General features: G+C 66.5%; 24 protein-coding genes. 8 read left to right on the top strand and 16 right to left on the bottom strand.

The window, feature by feature from the left end:
* Positions 1-50 precede the first annotated feature (50 nt).
* The 11 genes from U7114_RS08155 to U7114_RS08205 form a co-directional block, all read right to left on the bottom strand.
* Entirely contained in the window at positions 51-1,568 is a 1,518-nt protein-coding gene (locus U7114_RS08155; protein WP_323057066.1) for a glycoside hydrolase family 32 protein, read from the bottom strand.
* Positions 1,569-1,570: 2 nt separating this feature from the next.
* Positions 1,571-2,449 carry a carbohydrate ABC transporter permease gene (locus U7114_RS08160; protein ID WP_104998153.1) on the bottom strand — a complete coding sequence of 293 codons (879 nt, stop codon included), beginning with the start codon at positions 2,447-2,449 and terminating at the stop codon, positions 1,571-1,573.
* Between the two features lies 1 nt (position 2,450).
* Positions 2,451-3,419 carry a sugar ABC transporter permease gene (locus U7114_RS08165; RefSeq protein ID WP_321213684.1) on the bottom strand — a complete coding sequence of 323 codons (969 nt, stop codon included), beginning with the start codon at positions 3,417-3,419 and terminating at the stop codon, positions 2,451-2,453.
* Between the two features lie 129 nt (positions 3,420-3,548).
* Positions 3,549-4,841: a sugar ABC transporter substrate-binding protein gene (locus U7114_RS08170; RefSeq protein WP_323057067.1), complete on the bottom strand. Its 1,293-nt coding sequence runs from the start codon at positions 4,839-4,841 to the stop codon at positions 3,549-3,551.
* Positions 4,842-4,984: 143 nt separating this feature from the next.
* Positions 4,985-6,007, bottom strand: coding sequence for a LacI family DNA-binding transcriptional regulator (locus U7114_RS08175; protein WP_323057068.1), 1,023 nt, complete (start codon positions 6,005-6,007; stop codon positions 4,985-4,987).
* A 170-nt stretch (positions 6,008-6,177) separates the two neighbouring features.
* A complete protein-coding gene (locus tag U7114_RS08180) occupies positions 6,178-6,801 on the bottom strand; it encodes a hypothetical protein (RefSeq protein WP_323057069.1) in 624 nt (207 codons plus the stop codon).
* A 231-nt stretch (positions 6,802-7,032) separates the two neighbouring features.
* The gene (locus tag U7114_RS08185; protein ID WP_323057070.1) at positions 7,033-7,905 is read right to left on the bottom strand and encodes an HNH endonuclease; all 873 of its coding nucleotides are present in this window, start codon (positions 7,903-7,905) and stop codon (positions 7,033-7,035) included.
* Positions 7,906-7,962: 57 nt separating this feature from the next.
* Complete coding sequence (locus U7114_RS08190) at positions 7,963-8,157, bottom strand: hypothetical protein (protein WP_157242003.1); 195 nt, start codon at positions 8,155-8,157, stop codon at positions 7,963-7,965.
* Positions 8,154-8,684, bottom strand: a complete 531-nt coding sequence (locus U7114_RS08195) for a hypothetical protein (protein WP_321213678.1) — start codon at positions 8,682-8,684, stop codon at positions 8,154-8,156. Before U7114_RS08195 ends, U7114_RS08190 begins: the two co-directional genes overlap by 4 nt.
* A gap of 121 nt (positions 8,685-8,805) precedes the next feature.
* Positions 8,806-9,705, bottom strand: a complete 900-nt coding sequence (locus tag U7114_RS08200; protein WP_323057071.1) for a CPBP family intramembrane glutamic endopeptidase — start codon at positions 9,703-9,705, stop codon at positions 8,806-8,808.
* A gap of 146 nt (positions 9,706-9,851) precedes the next feature.
* A complete protein-coding gene (locus U7114_RS08205; RefSeq protein ID WP_157242005.1) occupies positions 9,852-10,703 on the bottom strand; it encodes a universal stress protein in 852 nt (283 codons plus the stop codon).
* Between the two features lie 151 nt (positions 10,704-10,854).
* Between U7114_RS08205 and U7114_RS08210 the strand changes: the two genes are divergently transcribed.
* The 3 genes from U7114_RS08210 (at position 10,855) to U7114_RS08220 (ending at position 13,751) form a co-directional block, all read left to right on the top strand.
* Positions 10,855-11,625 (top strand): SDR family NAD(P)-dependent oxidoreductase, encoded by a 771-nt coding sequence (locus tag U7114_RS08210; protein WP_157242006.1) that lies wholly within the window; start codon positions 10,855-10,857, stop codon positions 11,623-11,625.
* Between the two features lie 57 nt (positions 11,626-11,682).
* Positions 11,683-13,128, top strand: a complete 1,446-nt coding sequence (locus U7114_RS08215; protein WP_323057072.1) for a DUF5129 domain-containing protein — start codon at positions 11,683-11,685, stop codon at positions 13,126-13,128.
* Between the two features lie 113 nt (positions 13,129-13,241).
* Positions 13,242-13,751: a DUF1003 domain-containing protein gene (locus tag U7114_RS08220; RefSeq protein WP_157242007.1), complete on the top strand. Its 510-nt coding sequence runs from the start codon at positions 13,242-13,244 to the stop codon at positions 13,749-13,751.
* Positions 13,752-13,805: 54 nt separating this feature from the next.
* Here U7114_RS08220 and U7114_RS08225 read toward each other — a convergent pair whose 3' ends face one another.
* The 5 genes from U7114_RS08225 to U7114_RS08245 form a co-directional block, all read right to left on the bottom strand.
* Positions 13,806-14,369, bottom strand: a complete 564-nt coding sequence (locus U7114_RS08225; protein WP_157242008.1) for a flavodoxin domain-containing protein — start codon at positions 14,367-14,369, stop codon at positions 13,806-13,808.
* A gap of 22 nt (positions 14,370-14,391) precedes the next feature.
* Complete coding sequence (locus tag U7114_RS08230) at positions 14,392-14,862, bottom strand: GyrI-like domain-containing protein (protein ID WP_157242009.1); 471 nt, start codon at positions 14,860-14,862, stop codon at positions 14,392-14,394.
* 74 nt (positions 14,863-14,936) lie between these two features.
* Entirely contained in the window at positions 14,937-15,308 is a 372-nt protein-coding gene (locus U7114_RS08235) for a DUF5655 domain-containing protein (RefSeq protein WP_323057073.1), read from the bottom strand.
* 15 nt (positions 15,309-15,323) lie between these two features.
* On the bottom strand, positions 15,324-15,794 hold the full coding sequence (locus tag U7114_RS08240) for a pyridoxamine 5'-phosphate oxidase family protein (RefSeq protein ID WP_157242010.1): 471 nt from the start codon (positions 15,792-15,794) through the stop codon (positions 15,324-15,326).
* Positions 15,795-15,860: 66 nt separating this feature from the next.
* Positions 15,861-16,325 carry a flavodoxin family protein gene (locus U7114_RS08245; protein ID WP_323057074.1) on the bottom strand — a complete coding sequence of 155 codons (465 nt, stop codon included), beginning with the start codon at positions 16,323-16,325 and terminating at the stop codon, positions 15,861-15,863.
* A gap of 157 nt (positions 16,326-16,482) precedes the next feature.
* On the opposite strand from U7114_RS08245, the gene U7114_RS08250 reads away from it, so the two are divergent.
* The 5 genes from U7114_RS08250 to ppsA all read left to right on the top strand — a co-directional run bounded on the left by U7114_RS08250 (position 16,483) and on the right by ppsA (position 24,526).
* A complete protein-coding gene (locus U7114_RS08250; protein ID WP_157242012.1) occupies positions 16,483-16,965 on the top strand; it encodes a pyridoxamine 5'-phosphate oxidase family protein in 483 nt (160 codons plus the stop codon).
* Positions 16,937-18,916, top strand: coding sequence for a heavy metal translocating P-type ATPase (locus U7114_RS08255; protein ID WP_323057075.1), 1,980 nt, complete (start codon positions 16,937-16,939; stop codon positions 18,914-18,916). Before U7114_RS08250 ends, U7114_RS08255 begins: the two co-directional genes overlap by 29 nt.
* Positions 18,917-18,983: 67 nt before the next feature.
* On the top strand, positions 18,984-19,445 hold the full coding sequence (locus U7114_RS08260; protein WP_157242014.1) for a universal stress protein: 462 nt from the start codon (positions 18,984-18,986) through the stop codon (positions 19,443-19,445).
* Entirely contained in the window at positions 19,445-22,000 is a 2,556-nt protein-coding gene (locus tag U7114_RS08265; RefSeq protein WP_323057076.1) for a cation-transporting P-type ATPase, read from the top strand. Before U7114_RS08260 ends, U7114_RS08265 begins: the two co-directional genes overlap by 1 nt.
* Positions 22,001-22,111: 111 nt before the next feature.
* Positions 22,112-24,526 carry a phosphoenolpyruvate synthase gene (gene ppsA / locus U7114_RS08270; RefSeq protein ID WP_323057077.1) on the top strand — a complete coding sequence of 805 codons (2,415 nt, stop codon included), beginning with the start codon at positions 22,112-22,114 and terminating at the stop codon, positions 24,524-24,526.
* Positions 24,527-24,562: the final 36 nt, after the last annotated feature.

The raw sequence follows: 24,562 nt of genomic DNA on the forward strand, positions 1-24,562 counted from the left end.
GTGGCGGGGACGTTACGCAGGCATGAACTAAGACCGTACTCCCGGAAGGTTCAACGGCCGACGACGTCGAGCACCACGAGGTGCGCCCCCTCACCTTCGGCGAAGATGGCCAGGCCCGTGCTCGCCTCAGCGGGGAACACCAGGTCAGTGAGCGTGGCGAGCCCGTCCTGGGCGAAAACCTCCACCGAGCAGCGGTCCAGGTAGACCCGCAGGCGGAGCCGGCCTCCCTGCAAACGCGCGGCCACGGCTTCGATCGACGGGAAGGTTTCGTGGAAGGCAACCTGCCCGGATTCGCGGCGGTCCAGCCGCAGCATCCCGTCCGCAGTGTCGTAGCGGAGGACCGTCCGCTCATCGTCCCCCGCCCGAAGCACCAGTCCCACGCCCGCCGCGGCGCCCGGCTCCAGCTCAACGTCGATCCGCGCCACGGATGCGGCGGCCGGAACGTCCAGAACGCCCGACGCCAAGGGCTGCGGCCCCAGCCGGACGTGCCCTGTTTCCCGCTCCGGCAACGGATCAATGGCTTGCTGCCGAAGCATCACTTTCCCGTCCACCCGGGTCAGCGACACCTCCCGCGGCAGGGACATGGCGCTGCGCCAGCCGCCGGTGGGCGTCTCGCGGGCGTAGTCCCAGTTGTTCATCCAGCCGATCATGATCCGGCGCCCGTCCGGCACGTTGCTGAACGAAACGGCGGCGTAGTAGTCCCGCCCCCAGTCCAGCCAGCCGTACTCCCGCATCCGGCTGCTGTCCTTCTGGAGGCCCTCGGTGACCGTCGATCCGGAATGGAACGCCACGCCGTCGAACTCTCCCACGAAGTACTGTCCCGCGGAGCCGCCGGCAATGCCGCCCGGGTTGATGTTCACAATGAGGACCCACCGGCTGTCCTCCGGATTCCCGTCCACGGGCAGCTCGAACAGGTCCGGGCATTCCCAGACGCCGCCGGTGGCGTTGGCAGGGCCAAAGGTGCTCAGGTGTTCCCACGCCTTCAGGTCGGCCGACTTGTACAGCACTACCTGGCGCTGCACCGCCTCGACGGCGACCATCACCCAGTAACTTCCGGCGCCGCCGTCGTACCAAAAAACCTTTGGATCGCGGAAGTCCGCGGACGCGCGGTCCAGCACGGGATTGCCGTGGTACTTGGTCCAGGTCCGGCCTTCGTCGAGGCTGTAGGCGAGCGACTGCGCCTGCCGGCCCGGAAGCGGCGCGGCGTCACTGTAGGCACTGGTGTAAATGGCCACCAGCGGGGGATTGGCCGCTGTGCCGAGGCCGCTGGTGTTGTGCTGATCGAATACCGCCGAGCCGGAGAAGATGGCCTCGTGTTCGTCGCACGGAATGGCCACGGGCTGCTCGTCCCAGTGCAGCAGGTCCCGCGAGGTGGCGTGCCCCCAGGACATGTTGCCCCAGTCAGCGCCGAACGGGTTGTGCTGGTAGAAGAGGTGGTAGGTGCCGTTGAGGTACACCAGCCCGTTCGGATCGTTCAGCCAGTTCCGTTCGGCGGTGTAGTGGAACGCGGGCCGGTACTGGTCGGTGGCAGCCAACGTGGCGCCCGCCGCCGTCGTCAATGAATTCATGGTTAGCCCTTTACACCGCTGGAGGCGATGCTGTTGACGAACGAACGCTGGAAGGCGATGAAAAGCACCACCACCGGAACGGTGATCAGGGAAGCGTATGCCATCACCTCGCCCCACGAAACGTTCAGCTGAAAGAAGTACTGGATGCCGATCATCACCGGGCGCAGTTCCTCGGACTGGACCACCATCAGCGGCCAGAGGTAGGAGTTCCAGGCCGGCAGGAAGGTCAGGATCGCCACCGTGGCCGTCGCCGGTCCGGAGAGCGGCATGACCACCTGTCGGTAGATCTTGAACCAGCCGGCCCCGTCAATGCGGGCGGCCTCGTCGAGTTCCTTGGGGATGGACTCGAAGTACTGGTGGAACAGGTAGATGGAAAAGGCGTTGGCGATGAACGGGATGATCTGCACCTGGTAGGTGTCCAGCCAGCCCTTGGAGAATTCAAGGCTGAAGCCGTTCAGTTCAAAGTAGGGGAGCTGGTTGACCCACCACACCAGCGGCAGGGCGAGGGTCTGGAAGGGCACGATCAGCGTGGCCAGGATGGCGGTGAACACGATCTTCTTGCCGCGGACCTGCATCCGGGACAGGGCAAAGGCGCAGAGGCTGTTGACGAAGATGCCCAGGACAACGGTGACGGCGGAGACGCCCACCGAGTTGAGCAGGAAGCGGGCTGCCGGGACGCGGTCGAACACGGCTGCGTAGTTGTCGAAGGAGATGTTGCCGATGGGCAGGAACGCGGCCAGCGAGGACATGTCGCCGAAGATCTGCTGGTCCGGCTTCAGCGAGGACACCAGCATGAAGACGATGGGGAACGCAGCGACGACCGCGAAGAGGATGCGCACCAGCATGGTGCCGGCGCTTCTGAGGAGCAGTTGGTTTTTCATGTCAGTCTTTCTCCCGCGTGAGGTGGCGCTGCACCACGGAGACGATCAGGACGAGGACGAAGAACACCAGTGAGATGGCGGAGGCGTAGGAGGTTTCCTGCTGCCGGTAGCCGGACTGGACAGCCTCGTAAATGATGGTTGTGGTGGAATCCATGGGCCCGCCCTGGGTCATTACGCTGATCTGGTCGAAGAGGCCAAGGGCCTGGATGGTGATGGTCACGAGCACCAGGCTCCGGGTGTGGAAGAGGCCGGGCCAGGTGACGTAGCGGAACTGCTGCCACCGGCTGGTGCCGTCCAGCTGCGCCGCCTCGTAGAGCTCGCCGGAGATGCCCTGCAGTCCGGCCAGCCAGATGATCATGTGGAAGCCGGCGGCCTGCCAGATGGACAGGATGATGATGGCCGGCATCGCAGTGTTGGGATCGCCCAGCCAGTCCGGCCCGTCGATCAGGCCGAAGCTGACGGCGGCGAGGATCTCGTTGATCAGGCCGTCCTTGCGGTACATAAACAGCCACAGCAGCGAGACCACCACCATGGAGGTGACCACAGGCAGGAAGTACACGGTGCGGAAGAAGTTCACTCCGCGGAATTTCTTGTTGATCAGCAGCGCCATCACCAGGGCAAGGCCGGACTGCACCGGAACGATGACCACGGTGAAGTAGGCGACGTTGAGCAGGGCGCGGTAGAACGTGGGGTCGGTGAAGAGCCGGGCGAAGTTGTCCACGCCCACGAATTCCACCGGCCGCGGCGAGATGAGCCGGGCGTTGGTGAAGGCCAGGCCGAAGCCCAGGATGGCCGGAATGAAGATGAAGGCCAGCAGGAGCACCGCCGCGGGGGCGATCATGCCCCAGCCGCTGAGCTGGTCCCGGCGGAAGCCGGGCCGGCGGTGCGCGGCGGGTTTAGCGTTCGACGGCGGCACGGCAGTTGCGGGGGTGGCCGGACGTGGGCGGGTGGGAAGGTGGGAAGTTGCCATGAGGGGTCTCCGTAGGTCGGGCGGGCGGGGGGGGGGGGGGAGGGGGGGAAGTTGCCATGAGGGGTCTCCGTAGGTCGGGCGGCCGGAGGGATGCGGCGCGCTGCGGCGCATCCCTCCGGCGTGCTCCGGCTATTTCTTGTAGCCGCCGTTGGACTTGATGTTGGCGTCGATCGCCTTCACGGCGCTGTCCAGGGTGGACTTCGGGTCTGCACCGTTCAGGATGTCCTGGACGGCCTTGCCGTATTCAGTGGCGATGAACGGGTAGGCGGGTGTCTCGGGACGCATGACGGCGTATTCACGCGAGAAGTCCATGAAGATCCGGTTGGCGCCGCCCTCGGCGAAGGCCGGGATCAGGGCTGCCGCCTCATTGCTGGCGGGGATGGCTCCGGTGGCTTTGGCGACGGCGGCGATGTTCTCCGGCTTCAGGGAGTAGGAGAGGTAGTCCATGGCGGCCTCGGAATTGCTGCAGCCGCTGGTGACGCCCCACTGCCAGGAGGCGCCGCCGATCTTGGGGCCTTCACCCAGGTCAACAGGGGGGATAACCACCAGGTCGTCACCGAGCGCGGCCTTGGCCTTGTCCGCAGCCCATGAACCGGTGTAGACGATGGCGCTCTTGTTGTTCAGGAAGTCCTGGGTGGAATCCTTGCCACTCTTCTTGGCGATGAATCCCTGGTCGGCCAGGCCGCGGAACCACTCGGCCCACGCCACAGCCTTGTCCCCGTTGAGCTCGCCCTCGGCGCTCTGGAAGCCGTCGCGGTTGACCAGGTCTCCGCCGAAGGACTGCAGGAAGGGGGAGTAGGCGTACGGAAGCCATTCGCCGGTACCGGCGGTGCCCAGGTCCAGCGGGTGCTCCCACTTGCCGAGGGCCTTGAGCTTTGTCAGGGCGTCCTGGAACTCCTCTTTGGTCCAGGGCTGCTCGATGGTGGCAGCCCGCACCCCGGCGGCCTCCAGGTCTGAGGTGCGTGCCATCATGGCCAGCGCGACGTCGTAGTAGCCCACCGCGTAGGGCTTTCCGTCCCATTCAGCCACTGTGCTGGGGAGCTGCTTGGAAAGGTCGGCATCCAGTTCCAGGGGCTTCAGGTATCCGGCCCATGCCCAGTTCGGTACGTTGGGGCCATCGATGTCCACGATGCAGGGGAGGTTCCCCGCGGCGGCGGCGGAAACGACAGAGTCGTTGTAGGAGTCCTGCGGGAAGGCCTGGACCTTGATCTTCACTTTGTCCTGGCTGCCGTTGTAGGAGTCCACGATCTTCTGGACCGCAGCCAGCTCGTCCGGGTTACCGGCGTTGTGGGTCCAAAGGGCAATCTCCCCGGAACCTTCGCTGGAGGAGGACGCGCTGCCCTTCCCGCAGCCGGCGAGGGTGGCGGTGAGGGCGACGGCGGCTATGCTGGTCGCCAGGACCTTGGTGAGCTTCTTGTTCATGATCAGTCTTTCTGCTTAGACAGGGTGGAGGGGTGTGACGGGGTCCTGCTGGGAACGCGGCCGCTGCAACGGCTGCGTTCCCGATCTTTTTTGGGGGAATTAGGGAAAGCGGATAACAACACCTGACCCGGGGGCTCTGCAGGTCAGTTCCTGGGCGGGGCCACGGAGTCCCGCTCGACCAGCGGGCAGGCGATCTTTTCATGCACCCGGGGTGCGCCGGGGTTCTCAAGTTCGTTGAGCAGCTTATGGACCACCCACCGGCCCATTTCATAGTGGGGGAGGGCCATGGTGGACAGCCCCGGCCAGAGGGCGTCGGCAATCAGTTCCAGGTTGTCCACCCCCACAATCGAGAGGTCCGCCGGGATGTCCAGGCCAAGATAGCCGGCTGCCTGGTAGGCGCCCATGGCCATCTGGTCGTTGAAACAGAACAACGCGGTGGGCCGTTCCGTTCCGGACAGCAGATCCAGTGCAGCCGCACGCCCGCCGGCAGTGCTCGGATGCCCAGCCACCAGGCGGTCCGCCGGCAGCTCCAGTCCATGGCGGTCCAGGGCTGAACGAAAACCCGCGAGCCGTTCGTGGGCGGCAGGAATGTCGTCCTCGTTGTTGATCATGGCGATCCTGCGGTGGCCTGCCGCCACCAGGAGTTCGGCAGCGGACTCGCCGGCGCCGAATTCGTCCGGCACTACCGAGGACAGCCCGGGGTTGTCCGTGGTGGCGTCCAGCACGATGGTGGGAACCGCGCTGAGTTCATCGGGTACGGACACCAGCTGGTTGAACATCCGGGCGAAGATGATTCCGTCAACCTGGTGCTGCTGCAGTGCCCGGATCTCCTGGCGCTCCAGTTCATTGTCGAGGCCGGAGTTGACCACCATCAGCAGGTGTCCGTGCTCTGAGGCGGCGTCCTGTGCGCCCTGGATCATGGCGCCGGCGAAGGGGGTGGTGGTGATCTCGTCGCTGACAAGGCCCAGGATCTGGGAGCGCTGGTTCCGCAGTCCGCTCGCCAAACGGTTCGGCGCGTAGCCGAGGTCGCCGGCGACGGCTTTGATGTGCTCGACAGTCCTGGCATTCACCCGGGAGCTGTGCGCTTCGCTCAGGGCGTGGGACACAGTGGTCACGGACACGCCTGCAGCTTTCGCTACGTCCCGGATGTTTACCTTCGTCGCCATCGACCGTTCCTTTGCAAAACGTTTTGTATGTTGCTTGGATCACTATATGCAAAACGTTTTGCAGCCGTCAAGGGGCGAGTTTGGAAAACCTGGGTTTCCTGGGGCCGCGGACAATGTGTGCAAGAGCCGTGCGGGCACCGCTGATGGCAAGCAGAGCCGCCGTCGAAGGCTTACGCCACCTGCGGTCCGCGCCTGAAAAGCACAGCCAGGAGGACCCCTCCGGCGATCAGCGTCAGCCAGGCGATGCTGATGATGATGATTTCGAAGACGTCCTCCCGGTTCATGCCGCGCAACGCCACCACGACAGCGAGGGAGGCCACTGCCGCGGCGAAGCTGGCCAGGAACAGCCACCGGATACTCCGCTCAAGCCTGGTCCGGGTGGACAACACAGGCACCAGGGAGAGGAAGACCAGGGTCATGAGCAGGTACCCCAGTTCCTCCAAGGCAATGAAGATCCCGTGGGGGTTGTACTGCGTGAAAATGGACCAACCGTCAAGCTGCCCTTTTTCAAGGCTGGTGGGCATGACCACTGCCTGGATGTAGTAGTTGATCAGGAGGACAGTCGCCGCGATCACCGCGAGGCACAGCGCCAGCGAACTGTAGGTCTTGCTTTTATCCGGTGCGTACTGATGAAGCGCGGCAACCAACGCCACGAAAAGCAGCATCAGGACCATCGCCGGAAACAGCCAGTAATAGTCTCCGGGCCATTGCTGAGGGATTCCGTCGCCAGTGAACGGGTAGGGGACCTTGTCCGGCAGTGCCGTCAGGGCAAGCGCAAATGTCAGGACTGTCACGCCGACAGTGGCCACTGCCACCCGGAACCCGAACCGGCAGGCGGCCCCGGCCGGGCTCAAGGCGCCCGGCCCGCCGCGTGCGGGTGCACCGGCAGTTCGACTGCTTTTCCGTCTTGTTGGCATGGCTGTTTCCGCTCCTAGCGCCTACAGGTCCCGCGACTAGGATGCGGCTTAGCCGCCGGAGGAAACAGGGCATAAGGTCCCCGGGCAGGCTCAGGGACGGCCACCTGGTCAGTCCTGGCGGCCCTCGAGAATCCGCCGGGCGTCATCCTGCGCCTGGAGGGCACGGGGGCTTACCGCCTCGCCCCTCAGGTGGCCGGCAGCAGCGATGATGTTCCGGAGTTCCGAAACTGTGCGTGGTTCTGTCACCCCGTGGTGCGCCAGGGCGTGGCAGTTGGGGCACAGCGGAACAAGGTCGACAATGGGGTCCAACTGGTACCCGGCCCCGAGCATTTCCGGCGGCACTACGTGGTGGACGTCGATGTAGCCTGTGCCGGTGTCGCCGTACGAGGCCTCGAAAGAGAACCCGCAGGCAGCGCAGGACGTTCCATGGAAAGCAAGGCACATCCGGCGCGCTTCGGGGTCCCGCTCGTAGCGGTTCACCTCCATACTGCTGACCGCGGCCTGGGGATAGGTCCCGGAAACCACTTGGGCAGGGACAACGGCGGACGGCCCCTGCTCCCGCCACAGCCGGCGAAGGCCAGGCTCCGCCCCTGGTGGAAGGTCCATGCCTGAACGAAAGGTGATGTCGCGCCAGGCCATCCCGGGGACGGCATGGCTGATGGCCTCCGGCGGTATCTGCTGGCCGAGGGGGAGCAGGGCATCGAAAGCGACGCTGACGTGCCAGCCGGCGTCTTCGCGTTCCCCTCGTGGCATGGTTGCGTAGGGTTCGGACACCACCACCCCATGTCCGATGAGCCCGGAACCTGCGTCAGTGCTGCCCTCTACCAGGAGCCAGGCCTCAGCCCCCGGCCGGACATGCAGTGCGTGGCCAATGCTCCAGCGCTGCAGGAACCGCCCGGACTGTTCCACCTGCTCGACGGCGGCACGGTAGTCCCAGCGGTCCCATGCGTTGGGATTCCATCCAAGGAGGACTGCAGCCACTACTCACCTAATCCAGCACGTGCTGTGCGTCGGGCACCACAGCCATCCGAGCGGAACCTAGATAGGTTCCTTGGCCAGCGCCTTGGTCTTTGCGGGTGTTTCGCGGCCCAGACGCTGATCGAGCGTGACGCGCAGCCTGGCGGCCGCAACCTGGACCCGGTGCTCAGCCGGGGTGGCCTTCTTCGGGGCGGGACTGGCGGAAGTGTTCCGCGGAGGATGGACAAACCGGTGTTCAGGCGACGCTGCGCTCATGGTCCAGCCTCCTTGGTTGTGTCTTCATCCGTCGTTCCATTCTCGCCCATGTTGCGGCCGGCGTCCATGAACGGCATCTCCGCGCCGGTGTTTCCTTCCTCCCCGAGGTCGTCCCCGTTCTCATCCCCGGAGACGCTCTTCCACGCGATGTCGAACAACTCGAGTTCCTCGGTGCGCGCGAGTTCGCTGCGGGCCAGCACTTCCAGGGTGGCCAGTCCCAGGGCCTTCGTTCCCTCGTCCTGGTCCAGCGCCCGGTCCAGCGCCCACTGGGTCCGCCGCCACCATTCGGCCCGGCTGTCCGCTTCAGTCTTCTGCATCAGGGCCCGGGCGTCCGCTTCCCGCTTCTGGTCCAGGGCCGTCTTGTCCGCTGTGGTGCGCTGCTTGAGCGTGCGCCAGTTGATGTAGAAGGCGAGCAGGGCGGCGATGAGGACGGCCAACGGCCCGAGGCCGGCAAGGATCACCCACCAGTCAGCCGGTCCGGAATGCACCACGACATCAAGCGTGCTGGGGGTCGGTGCAGGGGTCACCTGGCCAGCATAGGCCGGGGAAGAGCGGCCGGCCCGCCTGACACCCCGCTACTGCCACACGCCTTCGCGGCCCAGGATCCTTTCCTCCTGGACGGCCGCAACGTCGTCGGACCACGTCCCCTCAAGAATGGTGGATGGGTTTCCGGGCCGAAAGGGTCCCAGGTCCCCGTGTCAGGTCTCCGCGGCGGACCAGCATGACGACGGCGACGACCAGCCAGGCTGTTGCCGCATGGCCCCACGGGTAGACCTGCTGGGGGATCCCGGGCGTCAGGGGGTTCAGGATGAACTGGAACGTCGCGAGGCTGGCGTGCATCAGCATTGCCAGGAGCAGGCTGCCGGTGTGGTCGTAGACCCACACCATGAGCACGCGGTAGGCGGTGAGCTGCCCCACGAGCACGGCGACGAACCATAGGGACAGGAAGATCTCCAGCGGTATGCCGCCGTTTGTCCCGCCGCCGCCCCAGTAGCTCACAAAGAAATGCCATGCACCCCACAGCACTCCCACCATGATTCCGGTCCAGAGCACGCTGAGGCGCCGGCGCGCCTTCGGGATGGCGAACCCGGTCCAGCCGATTTCTTCGAGGAGCCCGACCACCAGCCCGAGCACAAGCGCCATGACGATGGTGCCGGCCTTGTCTTCTGCCGTGGCGATCCGTGGTGCGTAATCCGCGGAGGACAACCAAAGGCCCAGCACGACGGCGGCCATCGTCACTGGCGCGACCAGCAGGGCGACGGCGTACCAGCGGCCGCCCACGCGCCACTTCTGCAGGCGCGACCATAATTCGCGGTACCCTGCCCGTCCGGACACGACTCCCGTCAGCAGCAGGCCGGCAACAGCCGGCCCGAGCAGCATCGCAGGCACGGTGACCGGGACCGTCAGCTGGAACTCTTCCGGGGTGGGCGACAGGCCGCCGGTGGAGGCCCATACGGCCAGCACAATGCTGCCCCATGACAAGAGGAAAGTAATGCCGTAATACCACCACAGCGGATGCTTCCGGACTGATGTCCGAAGGGCAAGCATGAGATCCTCCCGGTTTACGCCTGATGTACCTTCAGCTTCCCTTCCACGGAACGCACGGCATAGGGCCGTCCGGCCCGATTCGCCTGGAACATAGGGCAGGGGCTCCAGGGCCTGGCTCGGGCCAGGCGCAGGAACGGAGCAGCGGGTCAGACAGTTCCCCGCCGGGAGATCAGGACCGGGCCTCGCGCGTGGTGAAGGACCGCATGGGCGGTGGAACCGATGGTCTCCCGCAAAAAGCCGTGGCCTTTGGTTCCCACGACGAGCATCCGTGCGTCGTCCGAGGCTTTGAGGATGGCATGCGGGACCGACGCGTCGGTGAGTACCCTGCCCTCCACGGCAACGTAGGGTGCGAGCGCCCGGGCACGGTGGAGGGCGGCGTGGAGCACTTCGCCGGCGGCAGCCTCGGCGTCGGGCCCGTTCCGCTGTGCGTACCCGGCAGGCACATGGTGGACGTGGACGATATTGAGCTTTGCCTGCCATGCCGAGGCCAAGGCGCAAGCGTCCTCCAGGGCCGCGGGAGAACCGGATGCGTCAACCGCGACGACGACCGGCCCGCCAGGGTGGAGGTCCGGCCGGATCACAGCTACGGGGCAGGAAGCAGTGGCGGCGAGTTCCAGGCTCACCGAACCCACCAGCAGCCCCAGGAATCCGCCCAGCCCCCGGCTGCCCACAACAACCATCTCCTGGCCGGCAGAGATCTCGGCAAGGTACGAGGCGGGCAGCCCATGCAGCAGGGTGCCCTGGACGTCCAGCCCGGGTGCCGCGGCTTGGGCGCGGCCGACGCCCTCCTCGAGGATCGCCTGTGCTGACCGTTCCAGGCCGCTGTCCGCTACTCCTGGAACGGGGCCCAGTTTGTGGGTCAGCAGCGGCCAGATTGAAACGTGGACGACGTGAAGGGGACAGCCTCGCAGGTCAGCCTGTTGCGCTGCCCACGTGATGGCGGCGGCAGCTTCGGCCGAACCGTCGTATCCGGCGACGATGGTTCCAGGTTCCTCCATTGCTCCTCTCCTTCGCAGGGACCTTCGGCCCTGTGGCGGCTCGCTGTGGGACTCCATGCTGAATGGGTGGGCTTGCTGTGTACCCGCCCTTCCAGCAGAGCACCCGCAGTTGCCGGAAGCAAGAACTGTTGTCCGAGACGAGGAGCACCACATGGCCGCCTGGCAGGAAAACATCACTCCGCACCGGTTCGAGGGCCAGACCGTCATCGTCACCGGCGCCGCCTCCGGCATTGGGCGTGCCACCGCCCTTCGTGTTGCCCGGGAAGGCGGCCGGGTGATTGCCAGCGACCTCAGCGCTGAGGGCCTGGACAGCCTCGCGGCGGAGTACGCCGAACTGGGTTTCGTGCCCGTGGCCGGGGACATCAGCAACGAGGCTGTGGTGCAGAGCGTCGTGGCTGCTGCCGGGGGGCGGGTTGACGCGCTGGCCAATGTCGCCGGGATCATGGACAGCTTCCAGCCGGTGCACGAGCTCGACGACGAAACGTGGGAGCGCGTGCTGAACGTCAACCTGACCGCCGTCATGCGGCTTACCAGGGCAGTGGTGCCGCTGATGCTGGCCGCGGGGTACGGCTCGATTGTGAATGTCTCCTCCGAGGCAGGCCTCCGCGGTTCCGCGGCAGGGGCCGCCTACACCGTGTCCAAGCATGCGGTGAATGGCCTCACCCGCAGCTCAGCCGTCATGTACGGGCGCCGGGGAATCCGCGTCAACGCTGTGGCCCCGGGCGGGACCAGGACCAATATCCACGCCGAGTTCAAGTCCCGGCTGGCTGCCGAGGTGCTGGGGCCGTTTATGCAGGCGAACGTTCCGCCCATCGCCGAGGCAGAGGAGGTCGCAGCGGGGATCGCCTTCCTGCTGAGCAGGGACGGCACGAACATCAACGGCGTGGTGCTGGCCTCGGATAACGGATGGAACGCCATTTGAGCGGGCCGCAGGCCGCGGGACAGGACAGGACAGGACAGGACAGGACAGGACTGGACTGTGCGCAGGATCGTTGGTCTGCTGCTGGCTTTGCTGGTGCTTCTGCCCGGCAGTGCAGGCGTTGCCTTCGCTGTTCGGCCGGCGTCCGTCGAGGTCCAGGATACGGCTGGGGTGCTGGACCGGAACACGCTGGTACCGGCCCTTGAACGCATTGAGTTCCACAATCCAACCAAGGTTGTGGTGTACACCTACAACGGCAGTGCGGAGGATAACCTCAACGAGGAGGTCCTGAGGTTCGCCCGGGCCGAGCACCCTGAATGGATCAGCGCGGACGGCCAAAAGTGGGCGGACGGGCTGTTCATTTTTGCCCTCGACCCGGTGGGCCGCCATGTAGGCACATACATGGGCGAGGACCGCAGGGTGTCCCTGGAGCAGCGGGCGGACATCCAGGACTCGGCCAAAGAACTTCTGCGGGACGCCCAGTGGACCGACGGAACCATCGCCGGCGTCCGGCGTGCCGCCGAACTCATCAACCAGCCCTGGTACCTCTCGGCTGCCTTCCTGGTCACTGCCTGGGTCACCGCTGGGCTGGCAGCCCTCGGCGCGGGAGCCTGGATCATCGTGCGGGCCGTGACCAGGTCCTCCAGCCGGAAAGAGATTGAGCGCGGGGACCGGAGCTACGCGAACGTCAGCATGGATCTGGAGGTGACCGAGCTGAACGCCGGCACCATTCCCGAGGCATCCAGGTACGGAAGCCAGGTGCTTGAGAAACACCGCACGTTCCTGAACCGCTATAACGCAACCAGCGAGCTGTCCAACAAAGTGCACGCGTTCTCCGGGCGCGCTTTGAGCCGGCGGAAGAATCTCAAGCTCGCGCGACAGTACGCGGACGCGGCCTCGGAGCTCGACGCGCTGGACGACGTCATCGCGGACAGCAACGCCCTCTTGAACCGCGCCAGCGCCTGGCAGACTGCCTGGGACCGGCAGCTGGCACCCTTCCGCAGCGACCTGGCCGGACTTGAACAGCTCCTCACCAAGCGCCACGGGCAGGGGGATTCGGCCACCGCGGCGGCGCTGCGGTCTTTCCGCGACCAGAGCCTGCGGGAGATCGAGCGCTGGACCGCCGAGCTGGCGGAGGGAAGGATCGGCCCGGAAGAGGCGCTGGACCGCCTCTACGACGCCCGGACCCGGCTCGCCTCGCTCCTGGAAAGCCACGCGGAAACGGTCATCGGGGGCTTCGCGAAGAATGCACGTGAAGCCGAACTCATGCGGAAGGAAATGCAGGAAGCGCAGGAAGGCCTGGACCACCGGCGCCGTACCTATGAGCCAAGCATCCTGGGCACCGTCTACCCGTCCTACCACTTCTTCTCCGTGGCCACCTTCAATTCCGGGCTCAACACCGGGGTCAGCAGCGTCAGCTCCGCCCGCGGCGGAGGCGGCAGCACCACCGGCTATGGAAGCAGCGGCGGGAGCTTTTCCGGCTCGGGCAGTTCATCCAGCTTCTAGCGCCGGGACCCGCGCCTTCCGGGCGCCCTGTTCATTGGGTAATTCCAGGGGCTACCGGCGCGTTCCGCGGCGGGCCGAGCGGCCACCCCGGGGCCGGCACTTACCCTAGGCACATGAGCGAGCGAAGAACTACGTGGCACGCGCGGCACAAGGAGGGCCTAAGCCGGGGTGAGCGGGCGGCGGACGTCCTCCGCAACGGGATGGGCAGCTGGACATTCGTGGGGCTCTTCGTCGCCTTCATGGCGGCATGGGCCGCATTTAACACCTACGTGCTCGCATCGGACGCCTGGGACCCCTACCCCTACATCCTCCTCAACCTCTTCCTCTCCATGCTGGCCGGGCTCCAGGGCGCCATCCTGTTGATTGCCGCAAAGCGCCAGGACGCCATCGCGGCGGCGATGGCCCGCCACGACTACGAGACGGACGTGCAGTCAAAGTCGGAAATCGACCGGCTGATGGCAATCAACAGCCAGCAGGTTGAGCTGCTGGAGGAGCTCCGGGCCATGATCTCCCGGCCAGGCGCGCTTCAACCCGGCCCCCTGCCGCCGGGCGCGCCGCTACAGGGGGAAGATGCAGGCACGGACGACGGCGGCAGTACGGCCGGCCGCCCGGCCGGCGGATAGGCAGGGGTTGCCGGGCGGGCGCGGCGGAACCGCAGACTGAAGATCAGGCGGCCGCTAGTCTGCCGGGGTGCCGGAGTCCGGACGGCCAGCGGCCTCCAAGCCGGCAGCGATCTCGTCAGCCCAGGCGTCGATGGCCGCCCAATCCCGGAAATCGCCTGCCGGCAGGGCTTCCTTCGCTGCCGGCGCGAGCCGGATGAGGCGCTCACCGATGCCGATGGGAGGGGAATCCGGGTTCCACGCGCCGAAGAAGACCTGTTCTCCGCTGGGCCGGAGCAGTTCCTGCAGTTCGGCGAACTCCTTGGGCCTGGCACTCTTCAAGACATCTTCACCGTCCTTATCGACAGTGTCGTTTCCGAGCGGGCCGCTGCTGAAGAGCCAGACCCTCCTGGCCTGCAGCTCCCGCCGGTGCCGCTTGGCGAAGGCCGTCGCTTCCCTAAGCCAGTGGACCATGTAGGCGGCGCTGCCCAGTACCACGGCTTCATACTGGCCCACGTCATCCACTTCTGCCACGGGCCGGGCCTCGGCCTCGATCCCGTCTTCAGTGATCCGGGCAGCGATGCGTTCGGCAATGCCGGCGGTGGAGCCGTGCCGGCTGGCGTACGCAACGAGAACCTTCATCGGGGACCTCCCTGATTGGCACTTAGGCGACGGGCCAGACAACCCGGGTCTGCCACTTCGCGGGGTCGGGTTCAGTTTCCGGGTCGCTCAGGTAGTACTCCCACATGGTGTCCGACGGGGTGAGTCCTTCGGCTTCCATCTGCCCCAGGATCGCGTGGTAGGTGTTCTCCAGGGTGTCGTACGGCCCGACGTGGAGCGCTTCCAGGGCATCTGTCTCAGGCAGGGTCCCGCTCGCCACCCCGTCAGCCTCCGTGAAGTTGCCGTCGATGGGGAAGCCGGCTTCCACGTCAACTGTCTCGCTGGGCATTCCCCGGTAGAGCGCAAAAGGCGGTCCCGCGGGGCTGGCACCCTGTTTCCGGGCTGCAGCCATCACCGTGCCGAAGGCCCGGCTGAAGAAGTCAGTCAGGGAAGCCATGGGGACGCGTTCGCGGACGACGGCGACGGGCTGCTCTGTAAGGTGGACTTTCCTTGGGTGCTGGGCAGAGTTGTTCATGGCATTAGCGTGCGCCGCAGGCTGCAGGCGTCACAGGGCCTTAGGACTCTAAATGGTGTCCGGGCCGCCCGGCCTCAGCCGGCAGCACCATAGGCTTCGCGCATCCAATGCTCCACTTCGGCGTCCAGTTGGCTACTCTCCAGCAGCTCAAGGTGGTGCATCCAGATTCCGGGGGACGGGTGCACGATTTGCTTGAACCGCGGCGATGGCAACTCGTAGGGGAGCGGAAGGGACAGGACAACGGGAACCGAAGATTTCACATAGGTCCCAGGGCGCCAAAGAAACGCGAAGCCGTGCCGGCGGCGGAACGAAACCTGGCTTTTGGAAACCCGGACCTCCATCGGTCCGAGAGCGGATGCCATGCGTTCCGCCGCCCGGTAGATGCCGTAGGCCGTGGCGGAACCTTCAAAAAAACGGTCAAGCGTCCAGGGTTCGCCGCCCTCCACGGGAACGGGCGGGGTCTATTCGAATCCTGCGCGGGTGGCCTCGTCCAGCGGGGTGCGCCAGGTACCGGAGGCGGACAGGGTGAACCTCCTGCCCGTCACCGACTGGGGAACAATCCGGATGAGGTGGTCCTTGCCTACACCCTGCCAGGGAAAGAGCCCCCGCCGCGTCTCGTTCAGTGCCGGCCCCGCGGCATCGTCCTGGACCGCCCTGCCCTTGACCACAACGCTCCAGGCCAGGCCAAACTCGGCGCTGACGCTGTCCGCTTCCAAGGCAACCAGCGGGTTGGCTTCAATGGCCTGCAGCTTGGTTCCACTCCCTGTCCGGAAAACAAGGCCCTGGCCGTCAACCTTGAAGCCCACCGGGAACACATCAGGCTGGCCGTCCACGACGACGCCAAGACGTCCCACGCTGGTGTGTTCCAGTAGTTTCCAGCACTCGTCGGAGTCAAGGATCTCAGCTTCTGGCACCATGTTCTTGTCGGTCATGTCCAGATCCTACGGCGCCGGCCACAGCCCTGAAAGGGCCCAAAGACCTTTGACCTGTCCGCGAGTTCAGGCTTCCCTGTGGCTGCCCTGGTCCTGCAGGCGCGAGAGAAGCGTTTCAGCCCACGCAGCTGCGCGGTCAACCTCCCCTTTGCGAAGAGGGCCTTCGCTGCCCTTGACATAGAAGGCCATGGGGCCGGCGACAATGCTTGCGCCGGCGTCCTTGAGTGCCCGGCTGATTTTCCCGGCCGCATCCCCGTGGATGAAGAGCTTGAGCCTGGTGTCGAACGCGGCGGCCCGGACCCCTGACAGTCCACGGGCCGCAAGATCGGCGAGCGCCTGGGTGATTTTGGGCGTCGGGCGCCAGCCATTGATGGGACTGCCGACCACAAGGAGATCGCCGGACTGGACTGAACCGGGATCGAAACGGTCCACGGGGACAGCAGCGGCCATGCTGCCCAGGCCCGCCGCCAGGGCTTCGGCGATGGTCCTGGTGTTGCCGTAGGCGGAGTCATAGACGACGAATGCCTTCATGGTCCTGGTCCCTTTCATGGACGGGCGGAAGCCGGGGTTCCCCTTTCAAGAATGCGCGCCGCCGGGCCTGGGCGGCAGGGGCGAAGGTCATACGGGAGGCGGGCTCCGGGCCTAAATGCCCTAGCGGCGGCCGAGGGGTGGCAGTACGTTCAGCTGTATGCTCAACAACTCACCGGAACGGGACGCCTCAGCGGCAGTGGAGGTCCTTGGCGCCAGTGCCTGCTGGGATCTCCTGCGGACAGTATCGGTTGGACACCTCGCCGTCCTGGTTGACGGCCATCCGGAAATCTTCCCCGTGAACTACAAGGTGGACCATGAGTCGGTGGTCTTCCGCACCGGAGAAGGAACGAAACTTCACGCGGCCGCCGGGCCCGCCGCCGTCGCCCTGGAAGCCGACGGCACCGACCAGGGAACGCGAACCGCGTGGAGCGTCGAGGTGAAGGGCCATGCGGTTGTCCTTGAACCTTCCCCGGACCTGATGACCGGCGTCGGGCTCACCCTTTTTCCGTGGCAGGCGGGGCACAAGGACTACTTTGTGCGGATAACTCCGACGGCGGTGACCGGCCGGCGCTTCAAGATCACTTCGCCGCTGACCTGGTGGAGCCACCTGGATGACCCGGCGCGGGCAGGTTTTGCCTGAGGGTCGGCCGGCCGGTCCGCCCGGCACGTCCCTGGGGCCGCTGCAGGCGGCGAACCCCGAGCAGCCCCGCACGTCCCTGGCGGGCAGGGGCATCGCGTTTGTCCGGCTGTACCCGCTGGTGGCATTGACATGCCTGATGCTCGCGGTGACGGGACTATTGCTGCAGTCCGGCCTGGGGCAGCCGGCCCGGCTCGGCGCGTCTGCCTATGCCGCCGTCGTCGGCGTGACCCGTGCCGTGTCAATGTTCCGTTCCCTGCGCCAGGGCCGTTGGGGGATCGACGTCCTGGCACTCATGGCAATTGGCAGCACGGTGTGGGTGGGTGAGTACCTTGCTGCCTTGGTGGTCATCCTCATGCTTTCCGGCGGGGAAGCACTGGAAACCTTTGCCCAGGGACGCGCAGCACGGGAGCTGAGGGCGCTCCTGGACAGGGCTCCGCGGTTCGCGCACCGGGAAGCCCCCGGATCAGTCCTGGAGGACACCCCGGTTGGCGAGGTGCTGCCGGGGGACGTGCTGGTAGTGCGTCCCTCCGAGCTCGTACCAGTGGACGGGGAGCTCCTCTCGGACGCTGCCAGCATGGATGAATCCTCGCTGACGGGCGAAAGCCTCCCGGTTGAGCGGGTCCGGGGCGACCTCCTGCTCAGCGGCTCCGTCAACGGCGAGACGGCCATCAGAATGCGGGCCGCCGCGACCGCGGACGATTCACAATACAGCCGCATCATCGCCCTGGTGGAGGAGGCGGCGTCCAGCCGCGCCCCGGTGGTCCGCCTGGCGGACCGCTACGCCGTTCCGTTTACCGCGCTTGCGGTCCTCATGGCTGCAACCGCGTGGCTTTTTTCAGGGGATCCCGTGCGGATCGCCCAGGTCCTGGTCGTGGCAACTCCGTGCCCGCTCCTGATCGCTGCGCCGGTGGCCTTCCTGGCCGGTACCAGCCAGGCCGCCCACAAGGGCATCATCATCAAGAACAGCGGAACCCTCGAGCAGCTGGCCAAGGCCAGGACCGCGGTGTTCGACAAGACAGGAACGCTGACCTCCGGGCGGCCGGTCCTGGATACCGTGCAGGCAGCACCGGGAGGGGCGGGAAGCGGATCGATGAACCCTGCGCGGATCCTGCAGCTTGCCGCCTCCGCAGAGCAATACTCCTCGCACGTCCTGGCAGCCTCCGTCATTGAAGCTGCCGCCCTGCGCGACCTTGAACTCCTGCCGGTTACCCGGGCTACGGAACATGCCACCCAGGGGGTGGAGGCGGTATGCGGCGGGGACACGGTGGTGGTGGGCAAGGCGGGCCTGGTCCGCAGCTCAGCACGGGGCTTCCGTGAAGCCGCCCTGCGCAGCGGGCAGCTGGCGGTCTACGTGGCCGTGAACGGCACCTACGCAGGCGCCCTCATCATGAAGGACCCGCTGCGCGCCGACGCAGGGCAGACGCTTGCCCGGCTGCACCGCCTGGGAATCCGCCACACCATGCTGCTGACCGGTGATGCCCGGGGGACCGCGGCGCACATCGCCGAAGAGGCAGGCATCCGGCACGTGCAGGCGGACTGCCTTCCCGAGGACAAGGTCAACGCGGTGGCCGGCGTGCGGGAGCGACCGGTGCTGATGGTGGGCGACGGCGTCAATGACGCCCCTGTGCTCGCGGCGGCGGACGTGGGGATAGCCATGGGGGCCAAGGGCGCTACAGCCGCGAGTGAGTCGGCAGACGTGGTGATCATGCTCGACGACCTGTCCAAAGTCGCCGTTGCCGTCGAAATCGGGAAACGCACCGTCGCTGTGGCCCTGGTGAGCATCTGGACAGGAATAGGCCTCAGCATCGGGCTCATGGCTGTTGCCATGACCGGGTACATCCCGGCCGTCACGGGGGCACTCCTCCAGGAACTCGTGGACCTGGCCACAATCTTGAACGGGTTGAGGGCGCTGCACGGACCCAGGCCGAAAAAGCCCGTGGGCCGAGGCTGAAACGGCAGGGTGCCGGCATGACCTTCGGCCCTTCCCACGGCCGCCGCCAGTAGGGAATGTGGTGGATATGAAAGCAGAAACAGTGTCCAAGCCCGTCATTGTGGGTGTCGACGGGTCAGAATTCTCATCGGCAGCCCTGAGGTACGCGGGCACCCTCGCGGCCCGCCTTGGCGCCCGGCTGGAGGTCATCACCTGCATCGGCATGCCGGACTACCTGGTGCTGCCCCACCTTGAAGGCGCCGACCGCCAATTTACCGCGAGGCTTGAGGACGCGGCCCGCCGGTTGGTGGACGAAGCCCTGGGGAGGGCATTCTCCGGCGACCGGCCCGAAGATGTCGGCGTAACGGTGAAGTTCGGGCCGCCGGGCAAGGTCCTCGTGGAGGAAAGCCGGCGGGCACAGCTTCTGGTAGTCGGGCGGCACGGTGAGGGAGGGTTCCTCGGAACCAGCATGGGCTCCGTCAGCAAGGCGTGCGCCGCACGGTCCGTGTGCCCGGTGCTCCTGGTGGGCCAGGAGGCGGACGTCGTGTGATGACCGCGGCTGGCCTGACCTCGGTCCAGGCCGCGGATCTCCTGAAGCAGGCAGGCCCCAACCTCCTTCCGGCCGAGAAACCGGTGCCCCAGTGGCGGAAACTCTGGGGGGAGCTGACGCACTTCTTCGCCCTCATGCTGTGGTGCGCGGCGGGCCTTGCCTTCCTCGCGGACATGCCGCAACTGGGCGTGGCGATTATCGTCGTCGTCCTTGTCAACGGCGTCTTTGCCCACATCCAGCAGGAACGTGCCCAGCACGCGGCGGCGAAACTGCGGGGACTGCTGCCCGCTGACGTACTGGTGCGGCGGGACGGGCGCGTCCGGAAAGTCCATGCCAGTGAACTGGTGATCAACGACCTCGTGCTGCTGGCCGCCGGAGACCGCATCCCCGCCGACGTCGTGCTGGTCACCGCTGCGTCCTGCACCGTGGACGAATCCATGCTGACCGGGGAGAGCGAACCGGTGCCGAAAGCCGGCGGCGATCCTGCCTGGGGCGGGACGTTCCTGGTCAACGGCAACGCGGAGGCCGCCGTTTCGGCCACGGGCGCCAGGACCCGGCTGGCCGGGATCGCGCTCCTGACCAGCGGAGCCGTTTCCCCACCCACCCCGCTGTCCTTGGAACTGCGCCGGATCGTCCGCGTGGTGGCATCCGTTGCCCTGGCAATTGCCGCCGTCTTTTTCCTGGTGTCCCTGCTGGTGGGCATCCAGTGGCGGGATTCCTTCCTCTTCGCCATCGGCGTCGCCGTTGCCCTTGTTCCCGAGGGCCTGCTGCCCACGGTGACGCTGTCGCTCGCGATGGGCGCCCAGCGCATGGCTGCCCGCAATGCGCTGGTCCGCAACCTTGAGGCGGTGGAGACCCTTGGGTCCACCACGTTCATCTGTACGGACAAGACGGGCACACTGACCCAGAACAGGATGAACGCCGTCGAGGTCTTCACCTCCCAAGGAGAGGTACACATTGCCGGCGACGGGTACAACCCGGAAGGGACAGTCCTGGGGGAGGGAAAGGACAAAGCCGCCGAAACTGCGCTCGCGGCCCTTGCCGCCTCACAAGGCCGCGCCGAACTGCACGAAGGACAGTGGCGGGCCTCCGGCGACCCAATGGAAGCGGCCATCGACGTGCTGGCACGGCGGCTGACAGGGGCAGCAGGCGACGGAAGGGTGCCTTCGCGCAGGCTCCCCTTCGATCCCGGACGACGGCGGGAATCGGCGATCGTTGGACAGGACCTGTTCTGCAAGGGCGCCCCGGAGGCGGTTCTTCCGCTCTGCGGCGCCGTGCCCGAACCGGTCGGGGAACAGGTCCATCTGATGGCCTCCCGTGGGCTGCGTGTCATCGCCGTGGCGCGGCGGAAGCTGGAGGGCGCGCCGGACCTCTGGGAGTCCCGCCCCGCCGAGGACATCGAACGCGGCCTCGAGCTGCTGGGCCTGATCGGGCTTCATGATCCGCCCCGGCCGGACGTGGGCGAGGTCATCCGGACCGCCCGTAATGCCGGTCTCAAACTCGCCATGATCACCGGTGACCATCCGGGCACTGGTGCGGCCATCGCGCGTGAGATCGGGTTGATGGGGGTTCCCGAACGGGTGCTGGAAGGCACGGAGCTCCCGGACGACGAGCAGTTGCTCGGCGCGCTCCTGGACCGCGACGGGGTGGTGGTGAGCCGGGTTTCCCCGGAGCAGAAGCTGCGGGTTGCCAGGGCGCTGCAATCCCGGGGACACGTGGTGGCCATGACCGGAGACGGTGTGAACGACGGCCCGGCCCTGCGCGAAGCGGACATCGGTGTGGCCATGGGCTTAAGCGGCACCGATGTCGCACGCGAAGCGGCCGACCTGGTCCTCCTCGATGACCACTTCGGAACCATCGTGGCCGCCATCGAACAGGGCAGGGCCACCTACGCCAACATCCACAGGTTCCTTACCTACCACCTCACGGACAACGTGGCGGAGCTGACCCCGTTTGTTATCTGGGCGCTCTCCGGCGGGCAGTTTCCACTGGCCCTCGGCGTCCTGCAGATCCTTGCCCTGGACATCGGAACCGACCTGCTGCCGGCCCTGGCCCTGGGCGCTGAGCAGCCGGGCAAACGCGTGCTTGCGCGGCCCCCGGAACGGCGGCACCTGATGGACCGGAAGCTGATGGTGCGCGTCTTCTGCGTGCTTGGCCCCGTGGAGGCCGTCATCGAAATGGCCGCATTTTCCGCGGTGCTCTTCGGCGGTGGCTGGGACCGCGGCGAGACGCCGGAGCCCGGGCTGCTGATGGCCGCCTCAGGTGCCGCTTTCACAGCGGTGGTGCTGGGTCAGCTGGCCAACGCCTTCGCCTGCCGGAGTGCAACCGTTCCGCCCTGGCGGCTGGGCTGGGGCACGAACAGGCTCCTGGCATGGGCGATCCTGGCTGAGCTGGGTGTGCTCGCGGCTTGCCTGTTTATTCCCCAGCTCGCCGCCGTCCTGGGGCAGGCACCCCCGGCGCCTGCAGGACTCCTCGTGGCATTGTCGGCAGTGCCGGCCGTCCTGGCTGCGGACTGGGCCTACAAGCGCATCAGGGGCCGCTCCAACCACGCATGACCGGCAGCCTCCCCTGGTGCGGGGCCCGGCAAGGGGCGCGCTCCGGGGGCGGGCCGTGCTCGGGACCAAAGACTCTGCCCGGCGTCTTCCGCCACGGCCCAGAATCAAGGCATGACTGCACCCGCAACCCCCCGTGCCGATGTCCATGTCATGTGGATCGCTGACACCGGGATAGGGGACATCGCGTCCGTGGGGGGAAAGAACGCCTCCCTGGGCGAGTTGAGCCGGTCCCTGCGTTCGGCCGGCGTGAGGGTCCCGGAAGGGTTCGCCACCACCGCTGCTGCCTACCGCGCTTTCCTGGAAGCCAACGCCCTGGAGCCGCGCATCCGGGCCTACATCGGGGAGTACCGCGCGGGGCGGGCCACCCTGCGCCAGGCCGGGGCGGCCATCAGGGAACTGTTTCTGTCGGCCACTTTTCCGGAAAGCACCGGGCAGGCAATCGAGGAACACTACCGCCTCCTTTGCCGCCGCGCCGGCCAGCCCGAGGTTGCGGTTGCGGTCCGCAGCAGTGCCACAGCGGAGGACCTGCCGGACGCCAGTTTCGCGGGCCAGCAGGAGACGTTCCTCAATGTGGCGGGGGAACGCGCCGTCCTCGAAGCCTGCCGGAACTGCTATGCCTCGCTGTTCACCGACCGCGCCATCAGCTACCGGGAAATGAAGGGCTACGACCACCTGGAGGTGGCATTGTCCGTAGGTGTCCAGCGCATGGTCCGCTCGGACGTCGGCGCTTCGGGGGTCATGTTCTCCATCGACACGGAGTCCGGGTTTCCGCAGGCCGTGCTTATCAGCGCGGCCTGGGGGCTCGGCGAGACGGTAGTGCAGGGCACCATCAACCCGGACAAATACCAGGTGTTCAAACCGCTGCTCGCCGATGACCGCTTCAGCCCCGTGATTGACAGGGAACGCGGCGCAAAGGAACGCAAGATGGTCTACAGCCTCGGGGGAAACGCGAGGACCCGGATGGTGGAAACGAGCCAACGGGAGCAGGAGACCCTGGTGCTGAACGACCAGGAAGTTGTCCTGCTGGCGCGTTGGGCCGCTGCCGTGGAGGCACACTACGGCAGGCCCATGGACATGGAATGGGCCAAGGACGGCGTAACGGGCGAACTGTTCATGGTGCAGGCCAGGCCGGAGACGGTCCAGGCCCGGCGCAGCAGCTCCACGTTCCGCACCTACCACCTGCGTGAGCCGGGGCGCGTGCTGGCATCAGGGGCGGCGATCGGTGATGCCATAGCCAACGGGCCGGCCTGCGTCATCCGGGATGCGAAGGACATCGAATCGTTCGTGGACGGCTCGGTGCTGGTGACCCGGATGACAGATCCGGACTGGGTGCCGGTGATGCAGCGTGCAGCGGGCATCGTCACGGACCACGGCGGGCCTACCAGCCACGCGGCGATCGTGAGCCGGGAACTGGGCGTACCCGCCGTCGTCGGAACACGCAACGCAACCGAAGCCCTGCCTGACGGTGACCCCATCACCCTGTCCTGCGCGGAAGGCGAAGAAGGCCGGGTGTACGAAGGACTCCTGGACTACACCGTGGAGGAAGTGGACATGGAGGCTCTTCCCGCCACCGGCACCGACATCATGGTCAACATCGGCAGTCCTGCCGCAGCCTTCAAATGGTGGCGCCTGCCGGCGGCTGGAGTGGGGCTGGCCCGGATGGAATTCATCATCAACAACCTCATCCGCATCCATCCGATGGCCCTGGTGCACCCCGAGCGGGTGGCAGACCCTGGGGAAGCAGCGCTCATCCGCAAACTCACCAGCGGCTACCGGGACCCCCAGGAGTACTTCGTCGACGTGCTGGCCACCGGGATCGCCAAGATCGCGGCGCCGTTCCATCCCAAGCCCGTGATCGTCCGGCTCAGCGACTTCAAGACCAACGAGTACAGCCACCTGATCGGCGGCGGCTATTTTGAACACGCGGAAGAAAACCCCATGCTGGGTTTCCGGGGTGCCTCGCGCTATTACAGCGAGCACTACCGCGAGGGCTTTGCCCTGGAATGCAGGGCCCTTAAGCGCGTCCGCGAGGAAGTGGGTTTCGCCAACGTCATTGTCATGGTTCCCTTCTGCCGGACCTTGCGCGAAGCTGACCTGGTCATAGAGGCCATGGCCGGGCACGGCCTGGTACGGGGCAGCGCCGGGCTGCAGCTCTACATGATGTGCGAGATACCCTCCAACGTGGTGCTGGCGGAACAGTTCGCCCAGCGCTTCGACGGCTTTTCCATTGGCTCCAACGACCTCACCCAGCTGGTCCTGGGCGTGGACCGCGACTCTGAGCAGCTGGCCGGGCTGTTCGACGAAAGGGACCCCGCCGTCAGTTCGATGATTGCCCAGGCCATCGACAAAGCACACGCGGCCGGCATCAAGATCGGCATCTGCGGGCAGGGCCCGAGCAACCACCCGGACCTTGCCGAGTTCCTGATCAGCAAGGGCATTGATTCCATCTCGCTGAACCCGGACACGTTCCTGAAGGCCCTGCCCGTCATCGCCGCAGCCGAGCAGCGGCTGGGCAGACAGGCCTAACGGCACTGTCACGGGCGGACGGCCTGCTGGTATCCC

The sequence above is a fragment of the Pseudarthrobacter sp. C1 genome (genome assembly GCF_034720455.1).
Taxonomy (GTDB): domain Bacteria; phylum Actinomycetota; class Actinomycetes; order Actinomycetales; family Micrococcaceae; genus Arthrobacter.